The sequence below is a fragment of the Kitasatospora sp. NPDC040550 genome, from assembly GCF_055594965.1.
This window is the reverse complement of record NZ_JBVIWC010000002.1, coordinates 515,887-539,582: the sequence shown is the minus strand read 5'-3', so window position 1 is coordinate 539,582 and position 23,696 is coordinate 515,887. Positions and strand designations below refer to the sequence as shown.

The following is a 23,696-nucleotide window of genomic DNA, read 5'->3' as shown; positions in this document are numbered from 1 at the left end:
GCTGGCGGGCGGTCCCCAGCGGGCCGCCCGACGCCAGCGACGGCGCAGGGGAGGAAACCGGTGCAAGCCCGGTGCGGTCCCGCCACTGTGACCGCGGTTCACCGGGAGACCGGTCGGCCGCGGGAGCCAGGAACTCCCGCCGTCCTCCACCGGCCCGGGGCGCGGACCCCGAGGAAGGCAGAAATGCACCAGCGCTCTCGCATGCCCGCGCCCGTTCCACCGGCCACCACCGCGGCCGACCCGGCCACCACCGCGGCCATCCTGGCCACCGAAGAGGCCGGGAGGGCCTTCGCATGATCCTGCTGCTGTCGACGTCCGACACCGACCTGCTCAGCGCCCGAGCCGCCACCGGACCGGTCCCGTACCGGCTCGGCAACCCGGCCCGGCTGACGCCCGAGGACCTACCCGCACTGCTGGAGGGCACCGACCTGGTCGTGGTCCGCCTGCTCGGTGGCCGCCGCGCCTGGCAGGAGGGCCTGGACTCACTGCTGGCCGGCCCCCGCCCGGTGATCGTGCTGACCGGTGAGCAGGCGCCCGACGCCCAGCTGATGGAACTCTCCACCGTCCCGGCCGGCATCGCCGCCGAGGCGCATGCCTACCTGGCCCACGGCGGCGCGGCCAACCTCGCCGAGCTCGGCGCCTTCCTCTCCGACACCGTGCTGCTGACCGGCCACGGCTTCGCCCCGCCCGCCTCCGCGCCAGCCTGGGGCCCGCTGGAGCGCGAAGCCCGTACCGAGAGCGGCCCGACCATCGCGGTGCTCTACTACCGCGCCCACCACATGAGCGGCAACACCGCCTTCGTGGAGACCCTCTGCCGGGCGATCGAGGACCAGGGTGCCCGGGCGAGGGCCTACTACTGCGCCTCGCTGCGCGGCGCCGAACCCGAGCTGCTGGCCGCGCTCGGCGAGGCCGACGCGATCGTCACCACCGTGCTCGCCGCCGGCGGCACCCGCCCGGCCGACGCCCAGGCCGGCGGGGACGAGGAGGCCTGGGACGCCGGAGCGCTGGCCGCCCTCGACCGCCCGATCCTCCAGGCGCTCTGCCTCACCTGGTCGCGCGCCCAGTGGGAGGCCAGCGACGACGGCCTGTCCCCGCTGGACACCGCCACCCAGATCGCCGTGCCCGAGTTCGACGGCCGGCTGATCAGCGTCCCGTTCTCCTTCAAGGAGCTGGACGAGGACGGCCTGACGGTCTACGCCGCCGACCCGGAGCGCGCCGCCCGCGTCGCCGGCACCGCCGTCAAGCACGCCCGGCTGCGGCACGTCCCGGCCGCCGAGCGCCGCCTCGCGCTGGTGCTGTCCGCCTACCCGACCAAGCACTCCCGGGTCGGCAACGCCGTCGGCCTGGACACCCCGGCCAGCGCGATGCGCCTGCTGGAGCGGCTGCGCGCGGACGGCATGGACCTCGGCTCCGCCCTGCCCGGCTTCAACGCCCCCACCGACGGCGGCGAGGAGGACGGCCACGAGGGCGACGCCCTGATCCACGCCCTGATCGCGGCCGGCGGCTACGACCAGGACTGGCTCACCGAGGACCAGCTGGCCCGCAATCCGGTCCGCATCCCGGCCGCCGACTACCGCCGCTGGTACGCCACCCTCCCCGGCGCCCTGCGCGAGCAGGTCGAGCAGCACTGGGGCCCGGCCCCCGGCGAGCTGTACGTGGACCGCTCGCAGAACCCGGACGGCGACATCGTGCTCGCCGCCATCCGCTCCGGGAACCTGCTGGTGCTCATCCAGCCGCCGCGCGGCTTCGGCGAGAACCCGGTCGCGATCTACCACGACCCGGACCTCCCGCCGAGCCACCACTACCTGGCCGCCTACCGCTGGATCGAGGCCGCCCAGGAGGACGGTGGCTTCGGCGCCCACGCCGTCATCCACCTCGGCAAGCACGGCAACCTGGAGTGGCTGCCCGGCAAGACCGCCGCGCTGTCCGCCGAGTGCGGCCCGGACGCCGTCCTCGGCGACCTCCCGCTGATCTACCCCTTCCTGGTCAACGACCCGGGCGAGGGCACCCAGGCCAAGCGCCGCGCCCACGCCACCCTGGTCGACCACCTCGTCCCGCCGATGGCCCGCGCCGACTCCTACGGCGACATCGCGCGGCTGGAGCAGCTGCTCGACGAGCACTCCAACATCGCCGCGATGGACCCGGCCAAGCTGCCCGCGATCCGCGCCCAGATCTGGACCCTGATCCAGGCCGCCAAGCTGGACCACGACCTCGGCCTGGACGAGCGCCCCGAGGACGACGGCTTCGACGACTTCCTGCTGCACGTCGACGGCTGGCTGTGCGAGGTCAAGGACGCCCAGATCCGCGACGGCCTGCACGTCCTCGGCCAGGCCCCGGCCGGCACCGACCGGGTCAACATCGTGCTCGCCATCCTGCGCGCCCGGCAGATCTGGGGCGGCGTCAGCGCGCTGCCCGGCCTGCGCGAGGCGCTCGGCCTGGACGAGGCGGCCCTCACCCTCGGCGCCACCGACGCGGCCGAGGCGCGGGCCCGCGCCCTGGTCGAGGCGATGGAGGCCGAGGACTGGGCGCCCGAGGCGGTGGAGAAGGTCGCCGCCGAACTGCCGGAGGGCGTCCGCGAGGCCGTCGGCGAGGTGCTGACCTTCGCCGCCACCCAGGTGGTGCCGCGGCTGTCCGCCACCACCGACGAGCTGGACGCCGTGCTGCACGCGCTCCGCGGCGGCTTCGTCCCGGCCGGCCCCTCCGGCTCGCCGCTGCGCGGCCTGGTCAACGTGCTGCCGACCGGCCGCAACTTCTACTCCGTCGACCCGAAGGCCGTGCCCAGCAAGCTCGCCTGGGAGACCGGCCAGGCGCTCGCCGCCTCGCTGGTCGAGCGGTACACCGCCGACAACGACGGCGCCTACCCGCCCTCGGTCGGGCTCTCGCTCTGGGGCACCAGCGCGATGCGCACCGCCGGCGACGACATCGCCGAGGCCTTCGCCCTGCTCGGCGTCCGCCCGGTCTGGGACGACGCCTCGCGCCGGGTCACCGGTCTGGAGCCGATCCCGCTCGACGAGCTCGGCCGCCCGCGCATCGACGTCACGCTGCGCATCTCCGGCTTCTTCCGGGACGCCTTCCCGCACGTGGTCGCCCTGCTGGACGACGCGGTGCGCCTGGCCGCCGCCCAGGAGGAGCCCGCGGCCGACAACTTCGTCCGCGCCCACGTCCAGGCCGACCTCGCCGTGCACGGCGACGAGCGCAAGGCCACCGTCCGCGTCTTCGGCTCCCGCCCAGGCACCTACGGCGCGGGCCTGCTCCAGCTGATCGACAGCCGGGACTGGCGCACCGACGCCGACCTCGCCGAGGTCTACACCGTCTGGGGCGGCTACGCGTACGGCCGCGGCCTGGACGGGCGCCCGGCGCGCGAGGAGATGGAGACCGCGTACAAGCGGATCACCGTCGCCGCGAAGAACACCGACACCCGCGAGCACGACATCGCCGACTCGGACGACTACTTCCAGTACCACGGCGGCATGGTGGCCACCGTGCGCGCCCTCACCGGCAAGGCCCCGACCGCCTACATCGGCGACTCGACCCGCCCGGAGACGGTCCGCACCCGCACCCTGACCGAGGAGGCCGCCCGCGTCTTCCGCGCCCGGGTGGTCAACCCGCGCTGGATCGAGGCGATGCGGCGCCACGGCTACAAGGGCGCCTTCGAGATGGCCGCGACGGTCGACTACCTGTTCGGCTACGACGCCACCACGGGCGTGGTCGCGGACTGGATGTACGAGAAGCTCACCCAGGAGTACGTCCTCGACCCGGTCAACCGCGAGTTCCTCGCGGGCGCCAACCCGTGGGCGCTGCACGGCATCAGCGAGCGCCTGCTGGAGGCGGCGAGCCGCGGCCTGTGGGAACAGCCGGACCCGCAGCTGATCGAGCAGCTGCAGGCCGCGTTCCTGGAGACCGAGGGCGACCTGGAGGGCGACGAGGGCTGACGCCCTCCGACCGCAGGGCGGCCGGCCGCGCTCCCGTGCGGGGAGGGCGGCCGGCCGCCGTCGCGCCGGGCCGGGTGTCCGGCCGTCGTGTCGGGGCCGCGTGACCGGTCGTCGTCTCGGGGGCGTGACCGGCCGCAGTTGGGTACGGGATTGGTCCATTTGTTCCAATGACCTGCACCGTTCCGAGGACCGGCGTCAACCACGCGTACCGCCATCTGGCACCGGCCGTCACCCGAGCGGACAATACGGGGCATGTCGCGCCGCACCGGCACCGCCCGCCCAGTCCCGAGCACGGCCCCGACGGACACCCGGGAGCCGCACACACCGCACCGCTACCGGGCGCGGCTCGCCGCGCTGACGGCCGGAGCCGTCCCGGTGGTCGCGTTCCCCGCGCCCGGGCAGGCCTGGCTCGCCTGGGTCGCACTCGTCCCCGGACTCCTGCTCGCCCAGCGGGCACCGTCGGGACGGGAGGCCGCGGTGCGCGGGTGGTGGTTCGGGGCGGGGTTCATCCTCACCGCGATGTACTGGCTGGTCCCCTCCGTCGGACCGGCGCTGCCCGTACTCGCCGTGCTGTTCGGGGCCCTCCAGGCGCCGGTCGGGTACGCGGTGCACCACCTGCTGCGCCCGCCGGTCACCACCCGCCGGGCACTGCTCGCCCTGCTGGTCGTCCCCGCGGTCTGGGTGGGCACCGAGTACGCGCGGTCCTGGCACGCGCTCGGCGGGCCGTGGGCACTGCTCGGCGCCACCCAGTGGCAGCACCCGGCCATCCTCGGGCTGGCCTCGGCGGGCGGGATCTGGCTGGTCAGCGCCGCAGTGGCGGCCGTCAACACCGGAGTGCTGATCATCCTGACGGCGGTTCCCCGGCGGCCCCGGGCGGTCGCGGCGCTCGTCACCGTGCTGGTGCTGGCCGCCGGACCCCTGCTGTTCGCGCTGCGCCCGGCACCGGTCGGGGCCGGGGCGGTCACCGTGGCACTCGTCCAGCCCGGCATCGTCGAGGACCCCCAGGCCCGCTTCGACGCGAGCGTCCGGGCCACCGCCGACCTGGTCGGACAGCCGGTCGACCTGGTCGTGTGGGGCGAGAGCAGCACCACCGCCGACCTCGACCGCGACCCGGCCACCCTGGACGCGCTGCGGCGGCTCGCCGCCACCACCGGCGCCGAGGTAGTGGCCGGGGAGGACGCCCGCAAGGCGGACGGGCGGATCTCCAAGGACGCGGTGCTGGTCTCCCCCGAAGGCGTGGTCGACCGCTACCGGAAGATCCGGCTGGTGCCCTTCGGCGAGTACATCCCGCTGCGGCCCGTCCTCGGCTGGATCGCCGGGGTCAGCCGGGCCGCGGGCGAGAACCGGGCCCCCGGCACCGCCTTCCACGTACTGCCCGCCACCGACCGCTCGGGCCGGCCGCTGCCGGTCGGCGCGCTGATCTGCTTCGAGTCGGCCTTCCCGGACATGGCGCGCACCGCCGCCCGGGACAGCGCCCGGGTACTGGTCTACCAGTCCTCCACCTCGACCTTCCAGCACACCTGGGCACCCGAACAGCACGTCTCACTGGCCGCGATCCGGGCCGCCGAGACCGGGCGCCCCGCCGTCCAGGCCTCGCTGACCGGCGTCTCGGCCGCCTTCGACGCCCAGGGCCGACAGCTCGCCCGGCTCGGCACCGACTCCACCGGCGCCCTGACCGTACGGCTGCCGCTCACCGCACCCGGGACGCTGACCTGGTACGACCGGATCGGTGACGTGGTGCCGCTGGGCGCGCTGCTGGTCACGGCGGGCGCGGCAGCGGCCGACCTGCGCTCGCGCTCCGCCCGTCGGCACGCGAGCGGACCGGCCGCTCAGACCTTCCCGCCGTCGGTGTAGACGCCGAACGGGGCGCCCTGGGCGTCGCGCAGAACGGCGATCCGCCGCCCCGGCATCGAATAGGCGGGCATCAGCACGTCCGCGCCCATGGCGACCGCCCGGCCGACGGTGTTGTCCACGTCGGCGACCGAGAAGTACGGCAGCCAGTGCGGCGCCACCTGCGGCGGGAAGCCGTCGTCCATCACCACCATGCCGCCGAAGTCCTGGCCGTCCAGGCCCCACTGGGTGTAGTGCTCGGACGGCGCGACGGACCAGCCGAAGACCGCCGGGTAGAAGGCCCGTGCCCCGGCCGCGTCCCGGGTCGCCAGTTCCACCCAGCCCAGCGAGCCCGGCTCGTTGAACACCCCGGCGCCCGCGAAGGCCCGGGCCTGCCAGAGGATGAGGACCGCGCCGGACGGGTCAGCGACCACCGAGAAGCGGCCCAGGTCCGACACATCGGTGGGCTCCTTGCGGACCTTGCCGCCGGCCGCCTCGGCCCTCGCCACGGTGGCGTCGGCGTCCGCGACCGCGATGGCGACCGTCCAGGCCGTCGGCTGCTGCGGGGCGTGGCGCTGGGTGACGGCGGCGGCCGCGGCCTCACCGAGGAACATCTGGGTGTAGCCGCCGTCCTCGGGGCGCACACCGCTCTCGGGGCGCCAGCCGAACAGTTCGGCGTAGAAGACCCGGGCGGCGGCCGGGTCGTCGGTGCCCAGCTCGACCCAGCAGGGGGCATTGGCGGTGACGGAGGTCTGCTTCATGGCTTCTCGGCTCTTGACTCTCGGTTCTCGGTTCCCGGCTCTCGGCGTTCCCGGCTCTCGGCTCTTGGCTCTCGGCTCTCGGCTCTCGGCTCTCGGCTCTCGGCTCTCAGGGAAGCTCGGGCGGCACTGCGGCGCGCAGTTCTGACTGCTCGTCAAAGTCGTTGTCTCTCACGAGACTTCGAGGACCACCTTGCCGCGCGCGTGCCCGGACTCGACCTCGGCGAGCGCATCGCCGGCACGGCCGAGTGGGTAGCGACCGGTGACCTGGGGGTCGAGGTCGCCGGCGGCGACCAGGGCGGCGAGGGCGGCCAGGGTCTCGGAGCTGGTCGAGCGGGTGACGTACACACCGCCGAGCTCGGCGGCGGTCGCCGGGTCGGCGGTGCTGACCAGCTCCGTCCGGTCGGCCCGGACACCGGCCACCGCCCGCAGGGCGTCACCGCCGACCAGGTCGAGGATGCCGTCGACACCGTCGGGGGCGGCCTCGGCGATCCGCTCGGCGACGCCGTCGCCGTAGCGGATCTGGGTCGCGCCCAGGGACTCCACGTACGACCGGTTGGCATCGCTCGCGGTGCCGAGCACCACCAGGCCCTGGCTGCGGGCGATCTGGGCGGCGGCGCTGCCGACGCCGCCGGCGATCCCGAGGATCAGCAGCGTACGCCCGGCTCCGAGGGCGAGTTGGCGCAGCGCGTCGTCGGCGGTGGCGACCGAGACGCCGAGCGTGGCGGCCAGGTCGAAGCCGATGCCCTCGGGCTTGAGGGCGCTCAACTCGGCCCGCAGCAGGGTCTGTTCGGCGAAGGCGCCGGCGGCGGCGAGGCCGAACACCTCGTCACCCGGGGTGAAGCCGGTGACCCCGGGGCCGATCCGCTGCACCACCCCGGAGGCCTCCTGGCCCATGACGGCGGGGAGTTGGCGCTCGCGGCCGAGGAAACCCCGGCGGATCTTCCAGTCCACCGGGTTGACGCCGGCGGCCCGGACGGTGATCGCCAGTTGCCCCGGGCCGGGGTCGAGCACCGGGCGGTCGAGGAACTCCTGCGTCTCCGGTCCGCCGTAATCGATGAAGCCGAACGCCTTGGCCATCGGTGATCCCACTCCTCGGGTAGCGCCCTGCGGCACGTGCTCCCCCGCCCCAGCATGCGGGGCGCGGCGGGGCGGGGCGGGCGCTGGTGGGCCGAACGGGGGCGTGCGAACAGATAACAGCTGACGGATAACAGATTTCGAAATCTGTTATCCGTCAGCTGTTATCTGTCGTCTGTTTTCTGTCAGCTGTTACCTGTCACACGTCAGGCGTCACTCGGCAGCCGTCAGCCCCGCAGGGTCCGCGTCACCGGGAGCCAGAGCTCCGCCTCCGCGTCGCCCGTCCCCGGGACGAACCTGGTCCGGAGGATCTCCGGGCCCGGCCGGGTCTCGTACGGATTGGAGGGGAACCACTGGCTGTAGGTGTCCCCCCACATCTCCTGGAGGGCCTGCGGGAACGGCCCGCTGTTGGTGAACACCGCCCACATCCCGGCCGGGACGTGCAGGACGTCCAGGTCGTCCGGGACGACGGCGTCCTCGCGCGCCACCACCGCGTGCCAGTAGTCGAGTTCGGACCCCTCCTCCCGGTTGGGCGAGTAGTCGTCCGTCACCGACACGATGCCCAGCGGGTCCTTCGCCGTCAGCGCGGTGATGCGCTCGACGGTCTCCGTGCCCAACCCCCGGATGAACTCGGCGATGTGCGGGTTGACCCCCAGGTAGATCAGGGGGACCCGGGCCTTCTTCCCGACGATCCGGAAGTCGGGCTTCTCGACGATCCGGTACTCCATGCTGCTGCTTCCCTCCACGATGAGTCGGAAGGACATCCGGGGCTGGGAGATGAGCGCCGCACCCTCGCGCCGGGCCTCGCCGGGCCCGACCCCGTGCATCGCCCGGAACGCCCGGGCGAACGCCTCCCCCGAGGTGTAGCCATAGCTGACCGCGATGTCGAGCAGCGTCCGTGCGCCGTCGAGGACCTCGGCCCCGGCGACGCTCAGCCGCCGGCGCCGTACGTATTCCGACAGCGGCATCCCGGCGAGCATCGAGAACAGCCGCCGGAAGTGGTACTCCGACGTCATCGCGATCCGCGCCAGTTCGGCCACGTCGATCTCCTGGTCCAGGCGCCGTTCGATGTGCTCCATCGCCCGGTTCAGGTGCTCCAGCACTGCTACCCCGTCCTTCCCTTGCCGATCACCACCGTAGGGAGGACCCACCCTGCCGCACCCGACGATCGGTGCCCGCTCCGGTCGGGTACCGATCGCCGGGCGAACGGCCCGGGGCCTGTGGCGCCGCAGGCTCAGACCAGGCCCTGGGCCAGCATCGCGTCCGCGACCAGTTCGAAGCCCGCGATGTTCGCGCCCACCACGTAGTCGCCCGGGTGCCCGTAGCGCTCGGCGGTGGTGTGGCAGGAGTCGTGGATGTGCTTCATGATCCCGGCGAGCCGCTGCTCGGTGTGCTCGAAGGTCCAGGAGTCGCGGGAGGCGTTCTGCTGCATCTCCAGCGCGCTGGTCGCGACGCCGCCCGCGTTGGCCGCCTTGCCCGGCCCGAAGGCCACCCCGGCCTCCTGGAGGACCCGCACCGCCTCGGGGGTGGTGGGCATGTTGGCGCCCTCGGCGACGGCCAGCACCCCGTTGCGGACCAGGGCGAGCGCGTCGGCCTCGGTCAGCTCGTTCTGGGTGGCGCAGGGCAGCGCCACATCGCCGGGTACGCTCCACACGCCCGGGCCCTCGACGAACCGCACGTGGCTGCCGCGCAGTTCGGCGTACTCGGAGATCCGGCCGCGCCGGACCTCCTTCACCTCCTTGAGCAGGTCGAGGTCGATGCCCTTCTCGTCCACCACGTAGCCGGAGGAGTCGGAGCAGGTCAGCACCGTCGCGCCGAGCTGCTGGGCCTTCTCGATCGCGTACACGGCCACGTTGCCGGAGCCGGAGACGAGCACCCGGCGCCCGTCCAGGCCATCGCCGCGGCTGGCCAGCATCTCGGCGGTGAACAGGACGCAGCCGTAGCCGGTGGCCTCGGTGCGGACCTGCGCGCCGCCCCAGCCGAGGCCCTTGCCGGTGAGCACGCCGGCCTCGTAGCGGTTGGTGATCCGCTTGTACTGGCCGAACAGGTAGCCGATCTCGCGGCCGCCGACGCCGATGTCACCGGCCGGCACGTCGGTGTGCTCGCCGAGGTGGCGGTGCAGCTCGGTCATGAAGGACTGGCAGAACCGCATGATCTCGGCGTCCGAACGGCCCTTGGGGTCGAAGTCGGAGCCGCCCTTGCCGCCGCCGATCGCCAGCCCGGTGAGCGCGTTCTTGAAGATCTGCTCGAAGCCGAGGAACTTGACGATCCCGAGGTTCACCGAGGGGTGGAACCGCAGGCCGCCCTTGTACGGGCCGAGGGCGCTGCTGAACTCGACCCGGAAGCCGCGGTTGACGTGGATGTCGCCGGAGTCGTCCGTCCACGGCACCCGGAACATCAGCTGGCGCTCGGGCTCGCAGATCCGCTCGATGATCCGGGCGTCGAGGAGCTCGGTGCGGTGGGCGAGCACCGGGGCGAGGGTCTCCAGCACCTCGTGGACGGCCTGGTGGAACTCGGTCTCGCCCTTGTTGCGGCGGACCACGTCCGCGTAGAGCGACTCGATCGCGCGCTGCTCGGCGTCGAAGCGGCGCCGGTCGGTGGAGGAGGCGGCGGCGGAGGCGGAGGGAGTGGTGGCGCGGCTCGTGGGCATCTGATCAGGACCTTCCGTGGTCGTCGGTGGTCGTGCGCGAGGCGTTCCCGTGCCCAGGAAACGGGACGAAGTGTCGCAGTGTCCACGCCTCGGGTCCCGCCCCTTCCACATGCTGGACCGCCGTACGGGAACAGCGGGGGCGGGCGGGGTGTTGTTCGCCTCCGCAGTCACCGCGGTCACCGGCAGTAGGCAGTTGTTCAAATTGGAACAACCGAGTACGGTCGACATCCGACCCGACCGGATCCGTCCGGATCCGGAGCGGTTCACCCCGGTCCACCCCCGATCGACGGAGGCCCAACCATGCCTCAGCCCGGCTCCGCCACGGTGCGCTCGCACGTGCGCATCCCGCTGACCTTCCCGGACGGCTACCGCGCCGACGCGGAGGTCTCCACCTTCCACGGCCTCGCCGACGGCGCCGAACACCTCGCGCTCGCCCTCGGCACCGTCCCGGACGGCGGAACCCCGCTGGTACGGCTGCACTCCGAGTGCCTGACCGGCGACGTCTTCGGCTCGGACCGCTGCGACTGCGGCCCGCAGCTGCGCGAATCGGTGGAGCGGATCAGCGAGGCCGGCGGCTACCTGCTCTACCTCCGCCAGGAGGGCCGGGGCATCGGCCTCTACAACAAGCTGGACGCCTACGCCCTCCAGGACTCCGGCCTGGACACCTACGACGCCAACACCGCTCTGGGCCTGCCCGAGGACGGCCGGGACTACACCGCGGCCGCCCAGATGCTCACCGCGCTCGGCGTCGACGGCATCGACCTGCTGAGCAACAACCCGGACAAGGCCGCCCAGTTGGCCGGGCTCGGGATCACCGTCCGCCGTCGGGTGCCGACCGGAGTCCACCTGTCCGCGAGCAACGTCCGCTACCTGACGGCGAAGGTGGAGCGGACCGGGCACTCGATCGAGCTCTCCCGACTGGTCGGCTGACCCCGGCGATCGGCGCGGGCCGGACGGCGCCGTCAGCCGACGCCGCCCCGCTCCCGCCCCCGGACCGCCCGCAGCACCCCGTACGCCGCCAGCGGCAGCGCCACCAGCAGCGCGGCCCAGAAGGCGCCGTGCCCCCACCAGCCCGCGACCGCGCCGAACAGCCCCTCGAACACCGGGATCCGCAGCGCCTCCACCGGCCCCAGCGCGCCGGGCCAGGCGCCCAGGAACAGGGTGCCGAGGATCCAGCCGACCAGCAGCACCCGGGCGGTGACCAGCGTGCCGAGGGTGCTCAGCAGCGAGACCGCGGCCAGCAGGACGACGAACCCCGCCTGGTAGGCCGCACCGGTCTGGCCCGTCCCCCAGGATTCCGGCGTGCGGTGCGGCCCGGTGGCCGCGAGCCGCACCTCGACCGCCGCCCACAGCAGCAGGACCAGCACCCCGGTACCGGTGAGCGCGAACCGCAGCCGGTCCCGGGTGCCGGCCGGGCCGGTCCGCCACGCCCCGGCAACCCCCGTGCCCCTCCCAGCTCCCGTCCCGGCCCCCGCACCCGCACCCGGGCCCGAGCCAGTGCCAGTGCCGGAGCCCACGCCCGCCCCCGGACCGGAGCCCGCGACCCTGGCGGCCCGCGCGGCCCGCCGGTCGAGGTCCCGCCAGGCCTCCCGCAGCTGCCGCCGGGCGCGCTGGGCAGGCCTCAGCAGCCGGTTGGCCCCCCGCTCGATCAGCACCACGGCCACCACGACCGCCACCACCGCCGCGATCCCGGCCCAACTCCCCATCCCGCCCTCGAACATGACCACCCGGTCGGCCACCGGCCGCGGCGCCTCCACGGCCGTCATCGGCGGTCCGAGCCGCAGGTAGCCGATCGTGAGCGCGCCCACCCCGGCCAGCAGCGCCGTACCGAGGCCGACCGCGGCCGGGAAGAAGGCGAGCACGGCGGCCGCCACGAAGGCCGCCCCCAGCTTCCCGACCACCTGCTCGGCCGCCTGCCGCCCGGCGAGGTGCAGCGGCCCGCCGAAGAGGTCCGGTGAGAGGTCGAGCCCGTGCCCGGCCTCGACCGGGTAGCGCAGCACCGCTCCCGCCCACAGCAGCAGCCCGAGGCCCACCACCAGCAGGGCCACCGCCGCCACCCGGCGCGGCAGCATGGTGCGGGCGTACGGCCACCAGAGCCGCAGCCGGGCCGCCCGGTCCACCGGCGGCCGCCGGCGCCGCTCCGCCCACAGCCGGGCCACCCGCCCGGGCCGCGCACCGCCCTCCCTCAGCGCGCCCGCTTCCGGTTCGGGGCGCTCCACCCGGCCCCGGCCGCGCCGCCGCACCGCCTCCGCGGCCACCATCGCCGCCCGCCCCGCGACCTGGTCCGGGTCGGCTCCCACCGCCCGCCGCCGCAGCGCCGACCAGCGCCGCCGCACCACGTCGCGCGGGGTAGCGGCCGCCGGGTCGGGGGCCGGCCGCCGGGCCGCCGAGCGCACCGCCGTACGAACCCCGGCGCCGACCGCCAGCGCCCCGTCCACCACCGCCGACGCGACCAGCGCGGCCAGCTCCGACACCCGTACCGGCAGCGGCAACCGGTGCAGCGCGGCGGGCAGCGGGGACAACCGGCCGAGCAGCCGGTGGCGCTCCTCCGGGCGGATGCTCAGCCAGACCGCCAGTCGGTGCGCCTCCTCCCGTTCCTCCGGGCTGAGGCCGCCGTCACCGCGGCGGCCGCCGCCGACCGTCCGGGCCGTGCGCTCCACCTCGGCCAGCACCTCCGGGAGCGCGGCGAGCGCGAGCAGCCGGGAGCAGTGCTCGCCGGAGCACTCGGGGTGGAAGCAGTGGTAGCGCGCGGCGACGGCCGGGGCACCGCCGCGGACCAGTTCGTCGATGAACGCGACGCCGTCCGGCTCGGTGGCGACGCGTTCCAGCCCGGCCGGGTCGACCGGCCGGTCACGGTAGTGCGGGACGGCCCCCGGCGCGAAGGCCGCGCCGAGGGCGAGCACCGCGACGCCGGCCACCGCCTCGCGCCGGGAACCGGGGGCGCGGACCACGTCGGTGAGGTAGTGGAGGTCGAACACGGAGTCCTTGACCTCGTCGCGCAGCCAGTCGCGCAGCCGCTCCGCCCCGACCGCCGCGAGCCAGCGCGCCGCCGCGCCGGAGTTGCGCAGCAGCACCTCGGTGAGCCGGACCGGGTCGGTGAACGGGTCGCCCAGGAAGGTGATCGGCCGCAGCGCCTGCGGGCGGCGCCGGATCACCTGCGGGCTGCCGCCGGCCAGCCAGCTGCGGACCTCCGGAGCCGTCCAGCGGTCCTCCGGCTTCTTGGTGAACAGGCCCTGGAGCAGGAGCAGTTGACGCCGGTCGGCGACGGCGGAGAGGTCCACCTCCTCGCCCATGACGAGTTCCAGCTCCAGGTCGTGGTCGGCCGCCCGCTCGCCGTCCGCCGCGACGAACCGGGGCCGGCCGACGAACAGTTCGTACAGCACGTTGCCGAGCCCCCACCAGGGCCCGGCCTCGTGGTTCTTGCCGGCCAGCTGCTCGGGGGCCATGTAGGCGACGGTGACCATCATCGTGGAGGTGAACCGGCGGCTGTCGGTGAGCCGGTCGACGCCGCCGAAGTCGGCGATCACGAACTCCCCGGGGCCACGGCCGGGGCGCACCAGGATGTTGGCGGGCTTGAAGTCCAGCGGGTTGCGCTGGATCCGCCGCTGCCAGAACTCCAGCAGCGAGACCAGCTCGTAGACGATCTGCTCGGTGGTCCGCGGGTCTGCGTGGGCGCCGCTGCGGCGCAGCGCGGCGACGTGCGCCGAGAGGGTGACGGGCAGGTACTCCATCGCCACCCAGTCGACCGGCACGCCGTGGTGACGGACCCGCCCGTAGTCGATCAGGTGCGGGACGTGCCGGCGGAAGCCGTCGTTGCGCAGGTGGGCGAGCAGGTCGTGGTCCATCCGCTGGCCGCCGACGGCCACCTTGACCGCGGCGTCGGCACCGCCGTCGGTGCGCCGGACGTACCAGACGGTGCCCTCCGCGCCGGCGCCCGCCCTGCCCAGCGGGGTGAAGCGGTCGAGCAGGGCGTCGGGGAAGTCGTCCTCGAAGGGGCCGCCCGCGGGCGCGGGCGCGGGTCCGCCACCCGGCGCGGGCCCCGGGCCGATGTTGTCCTGCCAGGACGGGCCGCCGGGCGCGGAGCGCGGTCGGCGCACCTCGGTGGCGGCCTCCGGGTCGTGACGGGGCCCGGGCATCCGCCGGGTGGCGGCCTCGGGGTCGTGGCGGGCCTCCTCCCCGGCCCGGTCCCGGGCTCCGCCCCGCCCGCGCCGCGGGTCCCACGACCCCCTGAACCGGGTGCCCCGCTCCCGGGAACCCCAGTCGACCCGGGTCCGCGGCGACTCCTCCGGCCGCCCCGGGCGCCCGTCCTCCCCGCCCGGACCGCCCGGACCCCCTGGACCGGCCGGACCGGAGCCCTCCGTTGCGCCCATCGCGGCGTTCCCCTCCCCCGCTCCCCGAGGCCGGTGCGAAGGCGTTGACCACGGGCGCACCGGTGCCGGGTGGTGATTTTGACGCGCCATCATCCCGCATACCGGGCGGGGTCGCAGGGCGCTTTCCGGAACGGTTCCGGAACCCGGAACGGAACCGGGCTGCCGGAACCGGGCTGCACCGATCCGGTGGGAACTGCCGGGGTCACCCTCCCCGACCGGGGCCACCCCTCCCCGACCGGCGTCACCCCTCGCCGACCAGGGCCACCCCTCCCCAACCAGGGTCACCCCCTCGACCGGGTCAGCCCTCCTCGACCGGGCGCCCCTCCGGCTCCTCGACGATCCGGCGGGCGATCTCCTCGGGCCGCACCGGGCGGCCGAAGTGCCACCCCTGCGCCCAGTCGCAGCCCATCCCGCGCAGCCGCTCGGCGTCCTTGCGGGTCTCCACGCCCTCGGCGGTGACGTTCAGGCCGAGCGTGTGCGCCATCGACACCAGGCCGCTGACGATCCGCCACCCGGTGGCACCGTCCTTCGCCGGGTCGTGCAGGTCGCCGACGAAGGAACCCGCGATCTTGAGCCCGGAGACCGGCAGGTCGCGCAAGTAGGAGAGGTTGGACCAGCCGGTGCCGAAGTCGTCCACCGCCAGCGACAGGCCGAGGTCGACCAGCCCGTGCAGGGTGCGCAGCGCCTCGTCCTCGGGGCCGACCACGGTCGACTCGGTGATCTCCAACTGCAGCCGGGCCGGGTCGAGTCCGGTGCTGTCCAGGATCCGGCCGAGGTCGGTGACCAGCGCGGCGCTGCGCGCCTGCCGCACCGCCAGGTTGACGTTCAGCTGCGGCGCGGCGTCGCCGTAGTGCTTGATCCAGTCCGCGGCCTGGCCGCAGGCCTGCTCCAGCACCCAGCGGCCGAGCGGCATGATCAGCCCGGTCTCCTCGGCGGTGGTGACGAACTCGTCCGGGCCGAGCACCCCGAGCTGCGGGTGGCGCCAGCGCACCAGCGCCTCCACGGCCGCCATCCGGCCGTCCGCGAGGCGGTAGAGCGGCTGGTAGTCGATGAAGAACTCGCCGCGGTCGAGGGCGGCCGGCATCCGCACCGAGACCGCGTATCGGCTGACCGCGCGGGCGTTCTCCTTGGGGTCGAACAGCGTCCAGCGGCCGCGGCCGGCCTCCTTGGCGCGGTACAGCGTCAGGTCGGCGGCCCGGACGGCGGCGCCGGGAGTGGTGGTGGAGACCCGCCGCTCCAGCACGCCGACGCTGGCGCCGACGGCGAGCTTGTGGTCGCCGATCAGCACCGGCCCGGCCAGTGCCTTGAGCACGGTCTTGGCGGCGGCCACCGCCTCCTGCTCGCCGCGGCAGTTCTCCAGCAGCACCACGAACTCGTCGCCGCCGAGCCGGGCGACCAGGTGGCCGAGCGGGGTGAGGGCGGCCTTGAGCCGGGCGGCGACGGCGGACAGCAGCTGGTCGCCCATGTCGTGGCCGAGGCTGTCGTTGACCACCTTGAAGCCGTCGAGGTCGACGTAGCAGAGGCCGAAGCGGGCGCCCGGCTCCGGCTCGTCGAAGACCTTCTCCAGCCGCTCGAAGAAGGCGGCGCGGTTGGGCAGGCCGGTGAGCGGGTCGTGGGTGGCCTGGTGGCGCAGCCGCTCCTGGAGCCGGTAGCGGTCGGTGACGTCCTCCAGCATCGCGACCTGGTACTGCGGGGCACCGTCGTCGTCGCGGATCAGCGAGACGGTCAGGTGAGTCCAGACCACCTCGCCGTCCTGCCGGTAGTACGGCTTGTCGAACTGGAAGTACTCCCGCTTGCCGCTGATCAGTTCCTCGTACGCCTCCCACACGCCCGGGGTGTCCTCGGGGTGGACGAGGTCGTCGACCCGGCGCCCGACCATGTCCTCCGGCCCGGCGCCGAACAGCTCCTGCACGGCCTTGTTGACCGCCAGGATGGTGCCGTCGGTGTCACCGATCGCGATGCCGATCGCGGCGCTCTCGAACAGGGCGCGGAACCGGGCCTCGGAGGCGCGCAGCGCGCGTTCGGCCTCCTTGCGGGCGGCGTCGGCGGCGGTGCGGATGGCCTCCTGCTCGCGCAGCGTGCGCTCGCGCAGGGCGTTCGCCCAGCCGGCCGCGAAGGCGCCGGTGAGGGCGGGGCCGCGGTCGTCGTGGAGCGGCTGGGACTGGAGCAGTTCGACGGCGCGGGCGAGCAGCACCGGGTCGGTGAAGTGCCCGTCGACCAGTTCGGCGCCGGCCCGGGAGGCCAGCCGGGGCTCGAAGGGGTCGTCCTGCTGGGCCCGGTGCAGCAGCGCGGCGGTGCGCGCGACCAGTCGGCCGAGCAGGCCGGGGTGGACGGCGATGCCGTGGTCGGCGGAGAGCAGCCGGGACCAGTCCTCGTGGAACCGCTCCGCGTCACCGCCCGGCGGGGTCGCGCCGCTCATCGGAGCGTCCCGGTGGCGCTGCTCGCGGCGGCGCTCACAGCGTTGCTCACGGCATTGCTGGTCACGGCGGCACTGAGCACGGCGGCACTGTGCACGGCGGCACTGAGCACGGCGGCGCTGGGCAGGGCCGGGAGACCGGCGGCCGCCGCACGGGGCGTGCGGGCGTCGGCTGCTCTCCCGGCGCGACCGCTCAAGGGCGGAACCCCACGCCCGCCACTCCGGCGATCCGCTCGGGGTGCTCGCCGACCGTGCCCGGCTGGTCGGGGCGCCACTGCGGCAGGTGCACCACACCGGGTTCGACCAGCTCGAAGCCGTCGAACATGGCGGTGACCTGGTCGCGGGTGCGCATGGTCAGCGGGGTCGGGGTCATCCGGTAGAGCTTCTGGTGGTCCTCGGCCTGGTCCGGGCGGGCCTCCAGGGAGGCGTGCGAGAGGACCAGCGCGCTGCCGGCGGGGAGGCGGTCGCGGACCGCGGCGATCAGCTTCCAGGGATCCTCGTCGTCGCTGACGAAGTGGGCGACGGCCACCAGCAGGACGGCCACCGGCTCGTCGCCGGCCAGCAGGGCGGCCACCTCGGGGCGGTCCAGCAGGTCCTCGACGTCGCGCAGGTCGGCGTGGACGACGGCGCTGCGCGGGTCCTCCTCCAGCAGCAGGCGACTGTGGGCGACGGCGACCGGGTCGCGGTCGATGTAGACCACCTCGGTCCCGGGGCGGATCGCCCGGGCGATCTCGTGCACGGCGCCGAAGGTCGGGATGCCGGAGCCGATGTCCAGGAAGCGGCGGATGCCCTGCTCGGCGAGGAAGGTCACGGCGCGGCGCAGGAAGGCCCGGTTGGAGCGCATGATCTGGGGCAGTTCGGGCCACAGGGCCATTGCCCTGCGGGCCATCTCCCGGTCGACCTCGAAGTTGTGGGAGCCCCCGAGGTAGTAGTCGTAGACCCGTGCGGCGTTCGGTTTGTCCAGGTCCATGCCTTCCGGTACCCAGCTCGGTCGCCGCATGCCTGTGACTCCTTCACTCCGGTTCCGGGGGCGCAGCGCCGGAAGGTGCTGCCGTGACTGATGAGACTACAAGCACGCAAGATCCTCCCTTGCACCCCGAACGGGTGCAAGCGGAGTGCGCTCTTCCTCCCGGACGGCGCTCTCCCTAGGGTGGACCCGTGGATCCCAACCACTACCGCTTCCGGGGCGTGTGGCGGCTCGCGGCACCCGCCCCGGCGGTGTACGCGGCGCTGGCGGACGTCCGGAGCTACCCGCTGTGGTGGCCGGAGGTCCGCGAGGCCCGGGAGACCGGTGCGGGGTCCGGCGAGGTGGTGGTCAGGGCGCTGCTGCCGTACCGGCTGGTGATCGGGCTGGAGACCCGGCGGCGCGACCCGGCGACCGGGGTGCTGGAGGCGGCGATGCGGGGTGACCTGGTCGGGTGGTCACGGTTCACCGTGACGGCGGACGGGCCGGGCGGCACGCGCTGCCGGGTGGTCTTCGAGGAGGACGCCCGACCCGCCAAACCCCTGCTGCGGCACCTGGCCCTGCCGCTGCACCCGCTGTTCCGGGCCAACCACGCGGTGATGATGCGCCGGGGAGGCCGCGGACTGGCGGCGTACCTGGCGGGTGGCGGCGGCGGCGGACGAAGGACGGCGAACAGATGACAGATGACAGATTTCAGCGAACAGATTTCAACTTTCGAAATCTGTCAGCTGTCAGTTGTTCGCCGACACCCTCCCCCGGCCCCGCCCCGTCGCCCTCCCCGGGAGCCGGCCCTGACCCCGACACCGGCCCCGACACCGACCCCGACCCCGGCCCTGGCCCCGGCTCCGCGTTCGACTTCGACGCCCCCTTCGACCGCACCGGCACCGGCAGCAGCAAGTGGGCCCGGGCCACCGCCCCCGGCGTGATCCCGATGGGCCTGGCGGACATGGACCTCCCCGGCCCGCCCGCCGTCGCCGAGGCCCTGGCCCGGCGCGCCCGCCACCCCGCGTACGGGTACACCGTCTGCGACCCGGCCGGGCGGGCCCTGGTCGCCGACTGGTACCGCGCCCGGCACGGCGTCGAGGTCGACCCGGACTGGGTCCTGCTGCTGCCCTGTGGCCCGCGCACCGCGCTGCGCCTGCTCCTGGAGGCCGTACGGACGGAGGCCGCGGACCGGCGGGCTCCCGTCCTCTTCCCCACCCCCGAGTGGGGCGGTTTCGGCCAGCTCTGCCGCGCGGCCGGCCTCCCGTACCGCGAACTGCCGCTGCCCACCGGCCCGGACGGCTACCTGCTCCCCGACGCCCCGCTCCCCCACCCCGCCACCGCCCTCCTGCTGAGCAGCCCGCACAACCCCTCGGCCCGGGTCTGGCCCGCCGCCCGACTGCGCGCCCTGGCCGAACGGGCCGCCGAGGCCGGCGCACTGCTGGTCTCGGACGAGGTGCACGGCGACCTCACCCACCCCGGCCGGGCCCACCCCGTCGCCGCCACCACCGTCGACCCGGCCCTGCGGTACCGCACCGTCACCCTCAACTCGGTCGGCAAGACCTTCAACTGCTCCGGAATTCCCAGTAGTTGGGCGCTCGCCCCGGATCCGGCACTGCGCGCCCGGCTGACCGACACCCTGGCGGGTTACGGCCTCTGGGAGGGCGGCCTGCTGGAGCAGACCGTGCAGCGGGCCGCGCTCGGCGAGGGCGGCCCGTGGCTGGACGCGCTGCTGGCGCACCTCGCCGCCGCCCGCACCCGGCTCACCGAGCGGCTCGGCCCCGCCGTCCGCTCCGCCCCGCAGGCCTCGTACCTGCTCTGGCTGGACGCCGCCGCCCTCGGCCTGCCGCCCACGGGCGCCCGCGCCGCGCTGCTGGAGCGCTGCGGCCTGGAGGCCTCCGACGGCGCCGAGTTCGGCCCGGGCGGCGCGGGTTCGCTGCGCCTCAACTACGCCCTGCCGGGCCCGGTGCTGGACACCGTCCTGGAGCGCCTGAACCGCCTGTGACCGGGGCACGTGCCCGGGCGGGCAGCGCTCCCCGGAGCTCCCGGGAACCCCGGATTCACCCGATCGCCATGCCCCTGACCTGCGGAAACGAACATTCACGCGATATTTGCGAAGCGCCCCCGCATGCTCCGTAGCAGACTGGGCAAAGTAGACCGGGCCGCAATCGTGATCCCGAGGATGGTGAGTCCGGTGATACCGACATCCCGCACCACTCCGCCCGACCGGCAGAGCGCAGCACCGCCCCCGACGGGGGTGACCCTGTTGACCGAATCGGGGGCGCGCAGCCACGTGTCGGGCGTCTGCTTCAAGATCGGACCGCCCCGCCTGGTGGGGGTCGAGGTCGAGTGGTTCGTCCATGACGACCGATGTCCCGGCCGGCCGGTTCCTCCCGAACTGCTCCACGCCGCGCTGGAATCGCTGCCCCTGGGCGGCGCCGACGGCACCTCGCTCCCCTCCGGTTCGCGCCTCACGCTCGAACCCGGCGGACAGGTCGAGCTCAGCTCCCCGCCCGCCACCGGCCTGCTGGCCTGCGTCGATGAGACCCGACGCGATCTGACCGCCCTACGGGCCGCCTTCGCGGCGCAGGGCCTGCGCCTCACCGGCACGGGGACGGACCCGCTCGCCCGCCCCCGACGGATGGTGCTGGACCACCCCCGTTACCTCGCGATGGAGCGCTTCTTCGATTCGGCCGGGCCCTGGGGCCGGGTCATGATGACCGGCACCGCGTCCGTGCAGGTGTGCCTGGACGCCGGTGACGCGGCCGGCCCGCACGCGGTCGAGCGGCGCTGGCAGCTGGTCCACCGGCTCGGCCCGGTGCTGGTCGCCGCCTTCGCCAACTCCCCGCTCCTGGACGGCAAGCCGACCGGCCACCGGTCCACCCGGCAGACCGTCTGGTCCCGGATGGACCCGACCCGCACCCTCGCCCCCGAGCCGGACCACGGCGACCCTCGCGAGGCCTGGGCGCAGTACGTGCTGGACGCCGAAGTCCTGTGCGTGAGAAGGCCGGAGGGGCTGCCCTGGACCGCCCCGCCCGGCCTGACCTTCCGCGACTGGACCCGCGGCACGGGCGAACGCCCGCCCACCCTGGCCGACTTGGAGTACCACTGCACCACCCTGTTCCCCCCGGTGCGCCCGCGCGGCCACCTGGAGCTGCGGATGATCGACGCCCAGCCCGGTGACGGCTGGATGGTGCCCGCCGCCCTGGTCACCGCGCTGCTGGACGACCCGGTGGCCGCCGACACCGCACTCGCCGCGCTGGAACCGCTCGACGCCGCCGACCGGCACGACGGCGCCACCGGTGCGCGCCCGCCGCGCAGCGGGGTCTGGCGCCGCGCCGCCACCCTGGGCGTCGCCGACCCCGAGCTGCGCCGCGCCGCCCTCACCTGCTTCGCCGTCGCCGACGCCGCGCTGGGCCGCCTGCCCGGCGCCGGGCGGCTGCGCGCCACCGTCGCCGAGTTCGCCGAGCGCTACCCCGCGCGCGGCCGCTGCCCGGCCGACGACCAGCTGGACGCCCTGCGCTCCGGCACCCGACGCACTCCCCCGGAGGAGGCATCATGACCGACGTCCGACCGCCCGCCACCCCGGGAACCGATCCCGCCCCCGGGACCGAGGCCCTGCGCGAGAGCATCGCCGCCGAACTGCTGGCCGCCCGCGCCCGGACCGCCGCGCTGACCGACTGCGTCGAGGACCCCGACCTCACCGCCCAGCACTCGCCGCTGATGTCGCCGCTGGTCTGGGACCTCGCGCACATCGGCAACCAGGAGGAGCTGTGGCTGCTGCGCAACGTCGGCGGCCGGGACCCGATGCACCCCGAGATCGACCCGCTGTACGACGCGTTCCAGCACCCCCGGGCCGAGCGCCCCAGCCTGCCGCTGCTACCGCCGGCCGAGGCCCGCGCGTACGCCCACGAGGTGCGCGGGCGGGTGCTGGACCTGCTGGCCGCCAGCCCGCTGGAGGGCGCACCGCTGCTGGACGCCGGGTTCGCCTTCGGGATGATCGCCCAGCACGAGCAGCAGCACGACGAGACGATGCTGATCACCCACCAGCTCCGCCGCGGCGAACCCGCCCTGGCCGCTCCCCCGCCGCCGCCCGCGCCGGCCGACGCGGCCACCCTGCCCGCCGAGGTCCTGATCCCCGCGGGAGCGTTCACCATGGGCACGGACACCGAGCCGTGGGCCCTGGACAACGAGCGCCCGGCCCACCGCGTCGACCTGCCGGCCTACTTCCTGGACACCACCCCGGTCACCAACGCCGCCTACCAGCGCTTCATCGCCGACGGCGGCTACCACGACCCGCACTGGTGGACCCCGGAGGGCTGGCAGCACCGGCTGCGGGCCGACCTGACCGCCCCGCTGTTCTGGCAGCGGCAGGACGGCCAGTGGCTCCGCCGCCGGTTCGGCACCGTCGAACCCGTACCGCCGAACGAGCCGGTGCTGCACGTCAGTTGGTACGAGGCGGACGCGTACGCCCGCTGGGCCGGGCGGCGGCTGCCGACCGAGGCCGAGTGGGAGAAGGCGGCCCGGCACGACCCGGTCACCGACCGCTCGCGCCGCTACCCCTGGGGTGACGGCCCGCCCGGCCCCGAGCACGCCAACCTCGGCCAGCGGCACCTGCGCCCGGCCGCCGCCGGCAGCTATCCGGCAGGCGAGTCCCCGTACGGGGTCCGTCAGTTGATGGGCGATGTGTGGGAGTGGACGGCCAGCGACTTCCACTCCTACCCGGGGTTCCGGGCCTGGCCGTACGAGGAGTACTCGGAGGTCTTCTTCGGGCCCGAGTACAAGGTGCTGCGCGGCGGCTGCTTCGCGGTGGCGCCGGTCGCCTGCCGGGGCACCTTCCGCAACTGGGACTACCCCGTCCGGCGGCAGATCTTCTCCGGCTTCCGCACCGCCCGCAGCGCGGAGCACGACGCCAGCGGCCCGCAGCGCGGCGCCCGCGGCCCGGAGCGCGGCCGGGAGGATGCCTGATGTGTCGTCACCTCGCCTACCTGGGTGAGCCGGTGGCGCCGGGGGAGCTGCTGGTGCGGCCGCCGTACGCGCTGCACCGGCAGTCCTGGGCGCCGCGCACCCAGCAGTACGGGACGGTCAACGTGGACGGCTTCGGCCTCGGCTGGTACGCGGACGGCGACGAGGTGCCCGCCCGCTACCGCCGGGCCGGGCCGATCTGGGCGGACGCCGGCTTCGCCGACCTCGCCCGGGTGATCCGCACCCGGGCGCTGCTGGCGGCCGTCCGCTCCGCCACCGACGGCTGCGCGGCGGGCGAGGCCGCGGCCGCGCCGTTCGCCGCCGGTCGCTGGCTGTTCAGCCACAACGGGGCGGTGGCCGGCTGGCCCGGCAAGCTGGACGCGCTGGCCGCCCTGCTGCCGCCCGCCGAGCTGCTGGAGCTGGAGGCCCGGACGGACTCGGCCCTGCTGTGGGCCCTCGCCCTGCACCGGCTGCGCCGGGGCGAGAGCCTCGGCGAGGCGCTCGCGGGCACGGTGGCCGACGTCACCGCGCACACCACCGGACGGCTCAACCTGTTGCTCACCGACGGCACCGCGCTCGCCGCGACCGCCTGGGGCGACACCCTGCACCACCGGAGCCTGCCCGGTCTCGGCACGGTGGTGGCCTCCGAGCCGTACGACGACGCCCCGGACTGGACGCCCGTCCCGGAGGGCTCCCTGCTGCTGGCCGACGCCACGGGCGTCACCGTCCGGCAGCTCCCCAGCCACTACTGA

At 74.8% G+C, this 23,696-nt stretch carries 15 protein-coding genes and 1 riboswitch; of the genes, 8 read left to right on the top strand and 7 right to left on the bottom strand.

The annotated features are described in order from the left end of the window. Positions 1-50: 50 nt before the first annotated feature. A riboswitch (cobalamin riboswitch) is annotated at positions 51-136 on the top strand. Positions 137-293: 157 nt separating this feature from the next. Both cobN and lnt read left to right on the top strand, forming a co-directional pair. After that, complete coding sequence (gene cobN, locus ACZ58X_RS05125; RefSeq protein WP_470332301.1) at positions 294-3,932, top strand: cobaltochelatase subunit CobN; 3,639 nt, start codon at positions 294-296, stop codon at positions 3,930-3,932. A gap of 252 nt (positions 3,933-4,184) precedes the next feature. Beyond that, entirely contained in the window at positions 4,185-5,786 is a 1,602-nt protein-coding gene (gene lnt, locus ACZ58X_RS05120; protein ID WP_470332300.1) for an apolipoprotein N-acyltransferase, read from the top strand. Here lnt and ACZ58X_RS05115 read toward each other — a convergent pair. The 4 genes from ACZ58X_RS05115 to gdhA form a co-directional block, all read right to left on the bottom strand. Then, entirely contained in the window at positions 5,762-6,523 is a 762-nt protein-coding gene (locus tag ACZ58X_RS05115; protein ID WP_470332299.1) for a VOC family protein, read from the bottom strand. The genes lnt and ACZ58X_RS05115 overlap by 25 nt on opposite strands. Positions 6,524-6,691: 168 nt before the next feature. Then, positions 6,692-7,600: an NADP-dependent oxidoreductase gene (locus ACZ58X_RS05110; RefSeq protein ID WP_470332298.1), complete on the bottom strand. Its 909-nt coding sequence runs from the start codon at positions 7,598-7,600 to the stop codon at positions 6,692-6,694. 224 nt (positions 7,601-7,824) lie between these two features. Then, the gene (locus ACZ58X_RS05105) at positions 7,825-8,700 is read right to left on the bottom strand and encodes an AraC family transcriptional regulator (protein ID WP_470332297.1); all 876 of its coding nucleotides are present in this window, start codon (positions 8,698-8,700) and stop codon (positions 7,825-7,827) included. A 131-nt stretch (positions 8,701-8,831) separates the two neighbouring features. Continuing rightward, positions 8,832-10,247, bottom strand: coding sequence for an NADP-specific glutamate dehydrogenase (gene gdhA / locus ACZ58X_RS05100; RefSeq protein ID WP_470332296.1), 1,416 nt, complete (start codon positions 10,245-10,247; stop codon positions 8,832-8,834). Between the two features lie 300 nt (positions 10,248-10,547). On the opposite strand from gdhA, the gene ACZ58X_RS05095 reads away from it, so the two are divergent. Next, positions 10,548-11,177, top strand: a complete 630-nt coding sequence (locus ACZ58X_RS05095) for a GTP cyclohydrolase II (protein ID WP_470332295.1) — start codon at positions 10,548-10,550, stop codon at positions 11,175-11,177. Between the two features lie 32 nt (positions 11,178-11,209). Here the strand turns inward: ACZ58X_RS05095 and ACZ58X_RS05090 are convergent, their stop codons facing one another. From ACZ58X_RS05090 to ACZ58X_RS05080, 3 genes are all read right to left on the bottom strand, one after another. Then, positions 11,210-14,383, bottom strand: coding sequence for a protein kinase domain-containing protein (locus tag ACZ58X_RS05090; RefSeq protein WP_470332294.1), 3,174 nt, complete (start codon positions 14,381-14,383; stop codon positions 11,210-11,212). 532 nt (positions 14,384-14,915) lie between these two features. Beyond that, the gene (locus tag ACZ58X_RS05085; RefSeq protein WP_470332293.1) at positions 14,916-17,036 is read right to left on the bottom strand and encodes a putative bifunctional diguanylate cyclase/phosphodiesterase; all 2,121 of its coding nucleotides are present in this window, start codon (positions 17,034-17,036) and stop codon (positions 14,916-14,918) included. 190 nt (positions 17,037-17,226) lie between these two features. Continuing rightward, positions 17,227-18,033 carry an SAM-dependent methyltransferase gene (locus ACZ58X_RS05080; protein WP_470332292.1) on the bottom strand — a complete coding sequence of 269 codons (807 nt, stop codon included), beginning with the start codon at positions 18,031-18,033 and terminating at the stop codon, positions 17,227-17,229. 158 nt (positions 18,034-18,191) lie between these two features. Here ACZ58X_RS05080 and ACZ58X_RS05075 point away from each other — a divergent pair, with 158 nt between their 5' ends. The 5 genes from ACZ58X_RS05075 (at position 18,192) to egtC (ending at position 23,696) form a co-directional block, all read left to right on the top strand. Then, on the top strand, positions 18,192-18,677 hold the full coding sequence (locus ACZ58X_RS05075) for an SRPBCC family protein (protein ID WP_470332291.1): 486 nt from the start codon (positions 18,192-18,194) through the stop codon (positions 18,675-18,677). Positions 18,678-18,928: 251 nt separating this feature from the next. Next, positions 18,929-19,984, top strand: coding sequence for an aminotransferase class I/II-fold pyridoxal phosphate-dependent enzyme (locus ACZ58X_RS05070; RefSeq protein WP_470332341.1), 1,056 nt, complete (start codon positions 18,929-18,931; stop codon positions 19,982-19,984). 252 nt (positions 19,985-20,236) lie between these two features. Continuing rightward, on the top strand, positions 20,237-21,541 hold the full coding sequence (egtA, locus tag ACZ58X_RS05065) for an ergothioneine biosynthesis glutamate--cysteine ligase EgtA (protein ID WP_470332290.1): 1,305 nt from the start codon (positions 20,237-20,239) through the stop codon (positions 21,539-21,541). Next, entirely contained in the window at positions 21,538-22,947 is a 1,410-nt protein-coding gene (gene egtB / locus ACZ58X_RS05060) for an ergothioneine biosynthesis protein EgtB (protein ID WP_470332289.1), read from the top strand. Before egtA ends, egtB begins: the two co-directional genes overlap by 4 nt. Beyond that, positions 22,947-23,696, top strand: a complete 750-nt coding sequence (gene egtC / locus ACZ58X_RS05055) for an ergothioneine biosynthesis protein EgtC (protein WP_470332288.1) — start codon at positions 22,947-22,949, stop codon at positions 23,694-23,696. The genes egtB and egtC overlap by 1 nt, the downstream gene beginning before the upstream one ends.

Coding starts and splice junctions, on each gene's coding strand:
- cobN (WP_470332301.1), top strand. CDS start 294: ATGATCCTGCTGCTGTCGACGTCCGACACCGACCTGCTCAGCGCCCGA.
- lnt (WP_470332300.1), top strand. CDS start 4,185: ATGTCGCGCCGCACCGGCACCGCCCGCCCAGTCCCGAGCACGGCCCCG.
- ACZ58X_RS05115 (WP_470332299.1), bottom strand. CDS start 6,523: ATGAAGCAGACCTCCGTCACCGCCAATGCCCCCTGCTGGGTCGAGCTG.
- ACZ58X_RS05110 (WP_470332298.1), bottom strand. CDS start 7,600: ATGGCCAAGGCGTTCGGCTTCATCGATTACGGCGGACCGGAGACGCAG.
- gdhA (WP_470332296.1), bottom strand. CDS start 10,247: ATGCCCACGAGCCGCGCCACCACTCCCTCCGCCTCCGCCGCCGCCTCC.
- ACZ58X_RS05095 (WP_470332295.1), top strand. CDS start 10,548: ATGCCTCAGCCCGGCTCCGCCACGGTGCGCTCGCACGTGCGCATCCCG.
- ACZ58X_RS05090 (WP_470332294.1), bottom strand. CDS start 14,383: ATGCCCGGGCCCCGTCACGACCCGGAGGCCGCCACCGAGGTGCGCCGA.
- ACZ58X_RS05085 (WP_470332293.1), bottom strand. CDS start 17,036: ATGAGCGGCGCGACCCCGCCGGGCGGTGACGCGGAGCGGTTCCACGAG.
- ACZ58X_RS05080 (WP_470332292.1), bottom strand. CDS start 18,033: ATGCGGCGACCGAGCTGGGTACCGGAAGGCATGGACCTGGACAAACCG.
- ACZ58X_RS05070 (WP_470332341.1), top strand. CDS start 18,929: ATGGGCCTGGCGGACATGGACCTCCCCGGCCCGCCCGCCGTCGCCGAG.
- egtB (WP_470332289.1), top strand. CDS start 21,538: ATGACCGACGTCCGACCGCCCGCCACCCCGGGAACCGATCCCGCCCCC.
- egtC (WP_470332288.1), top strand. CDS start 22,947: ATGTGTCGTCACCTCGCCTACCTGGGTGAGCCGGTGGCGCCGGGGGAG.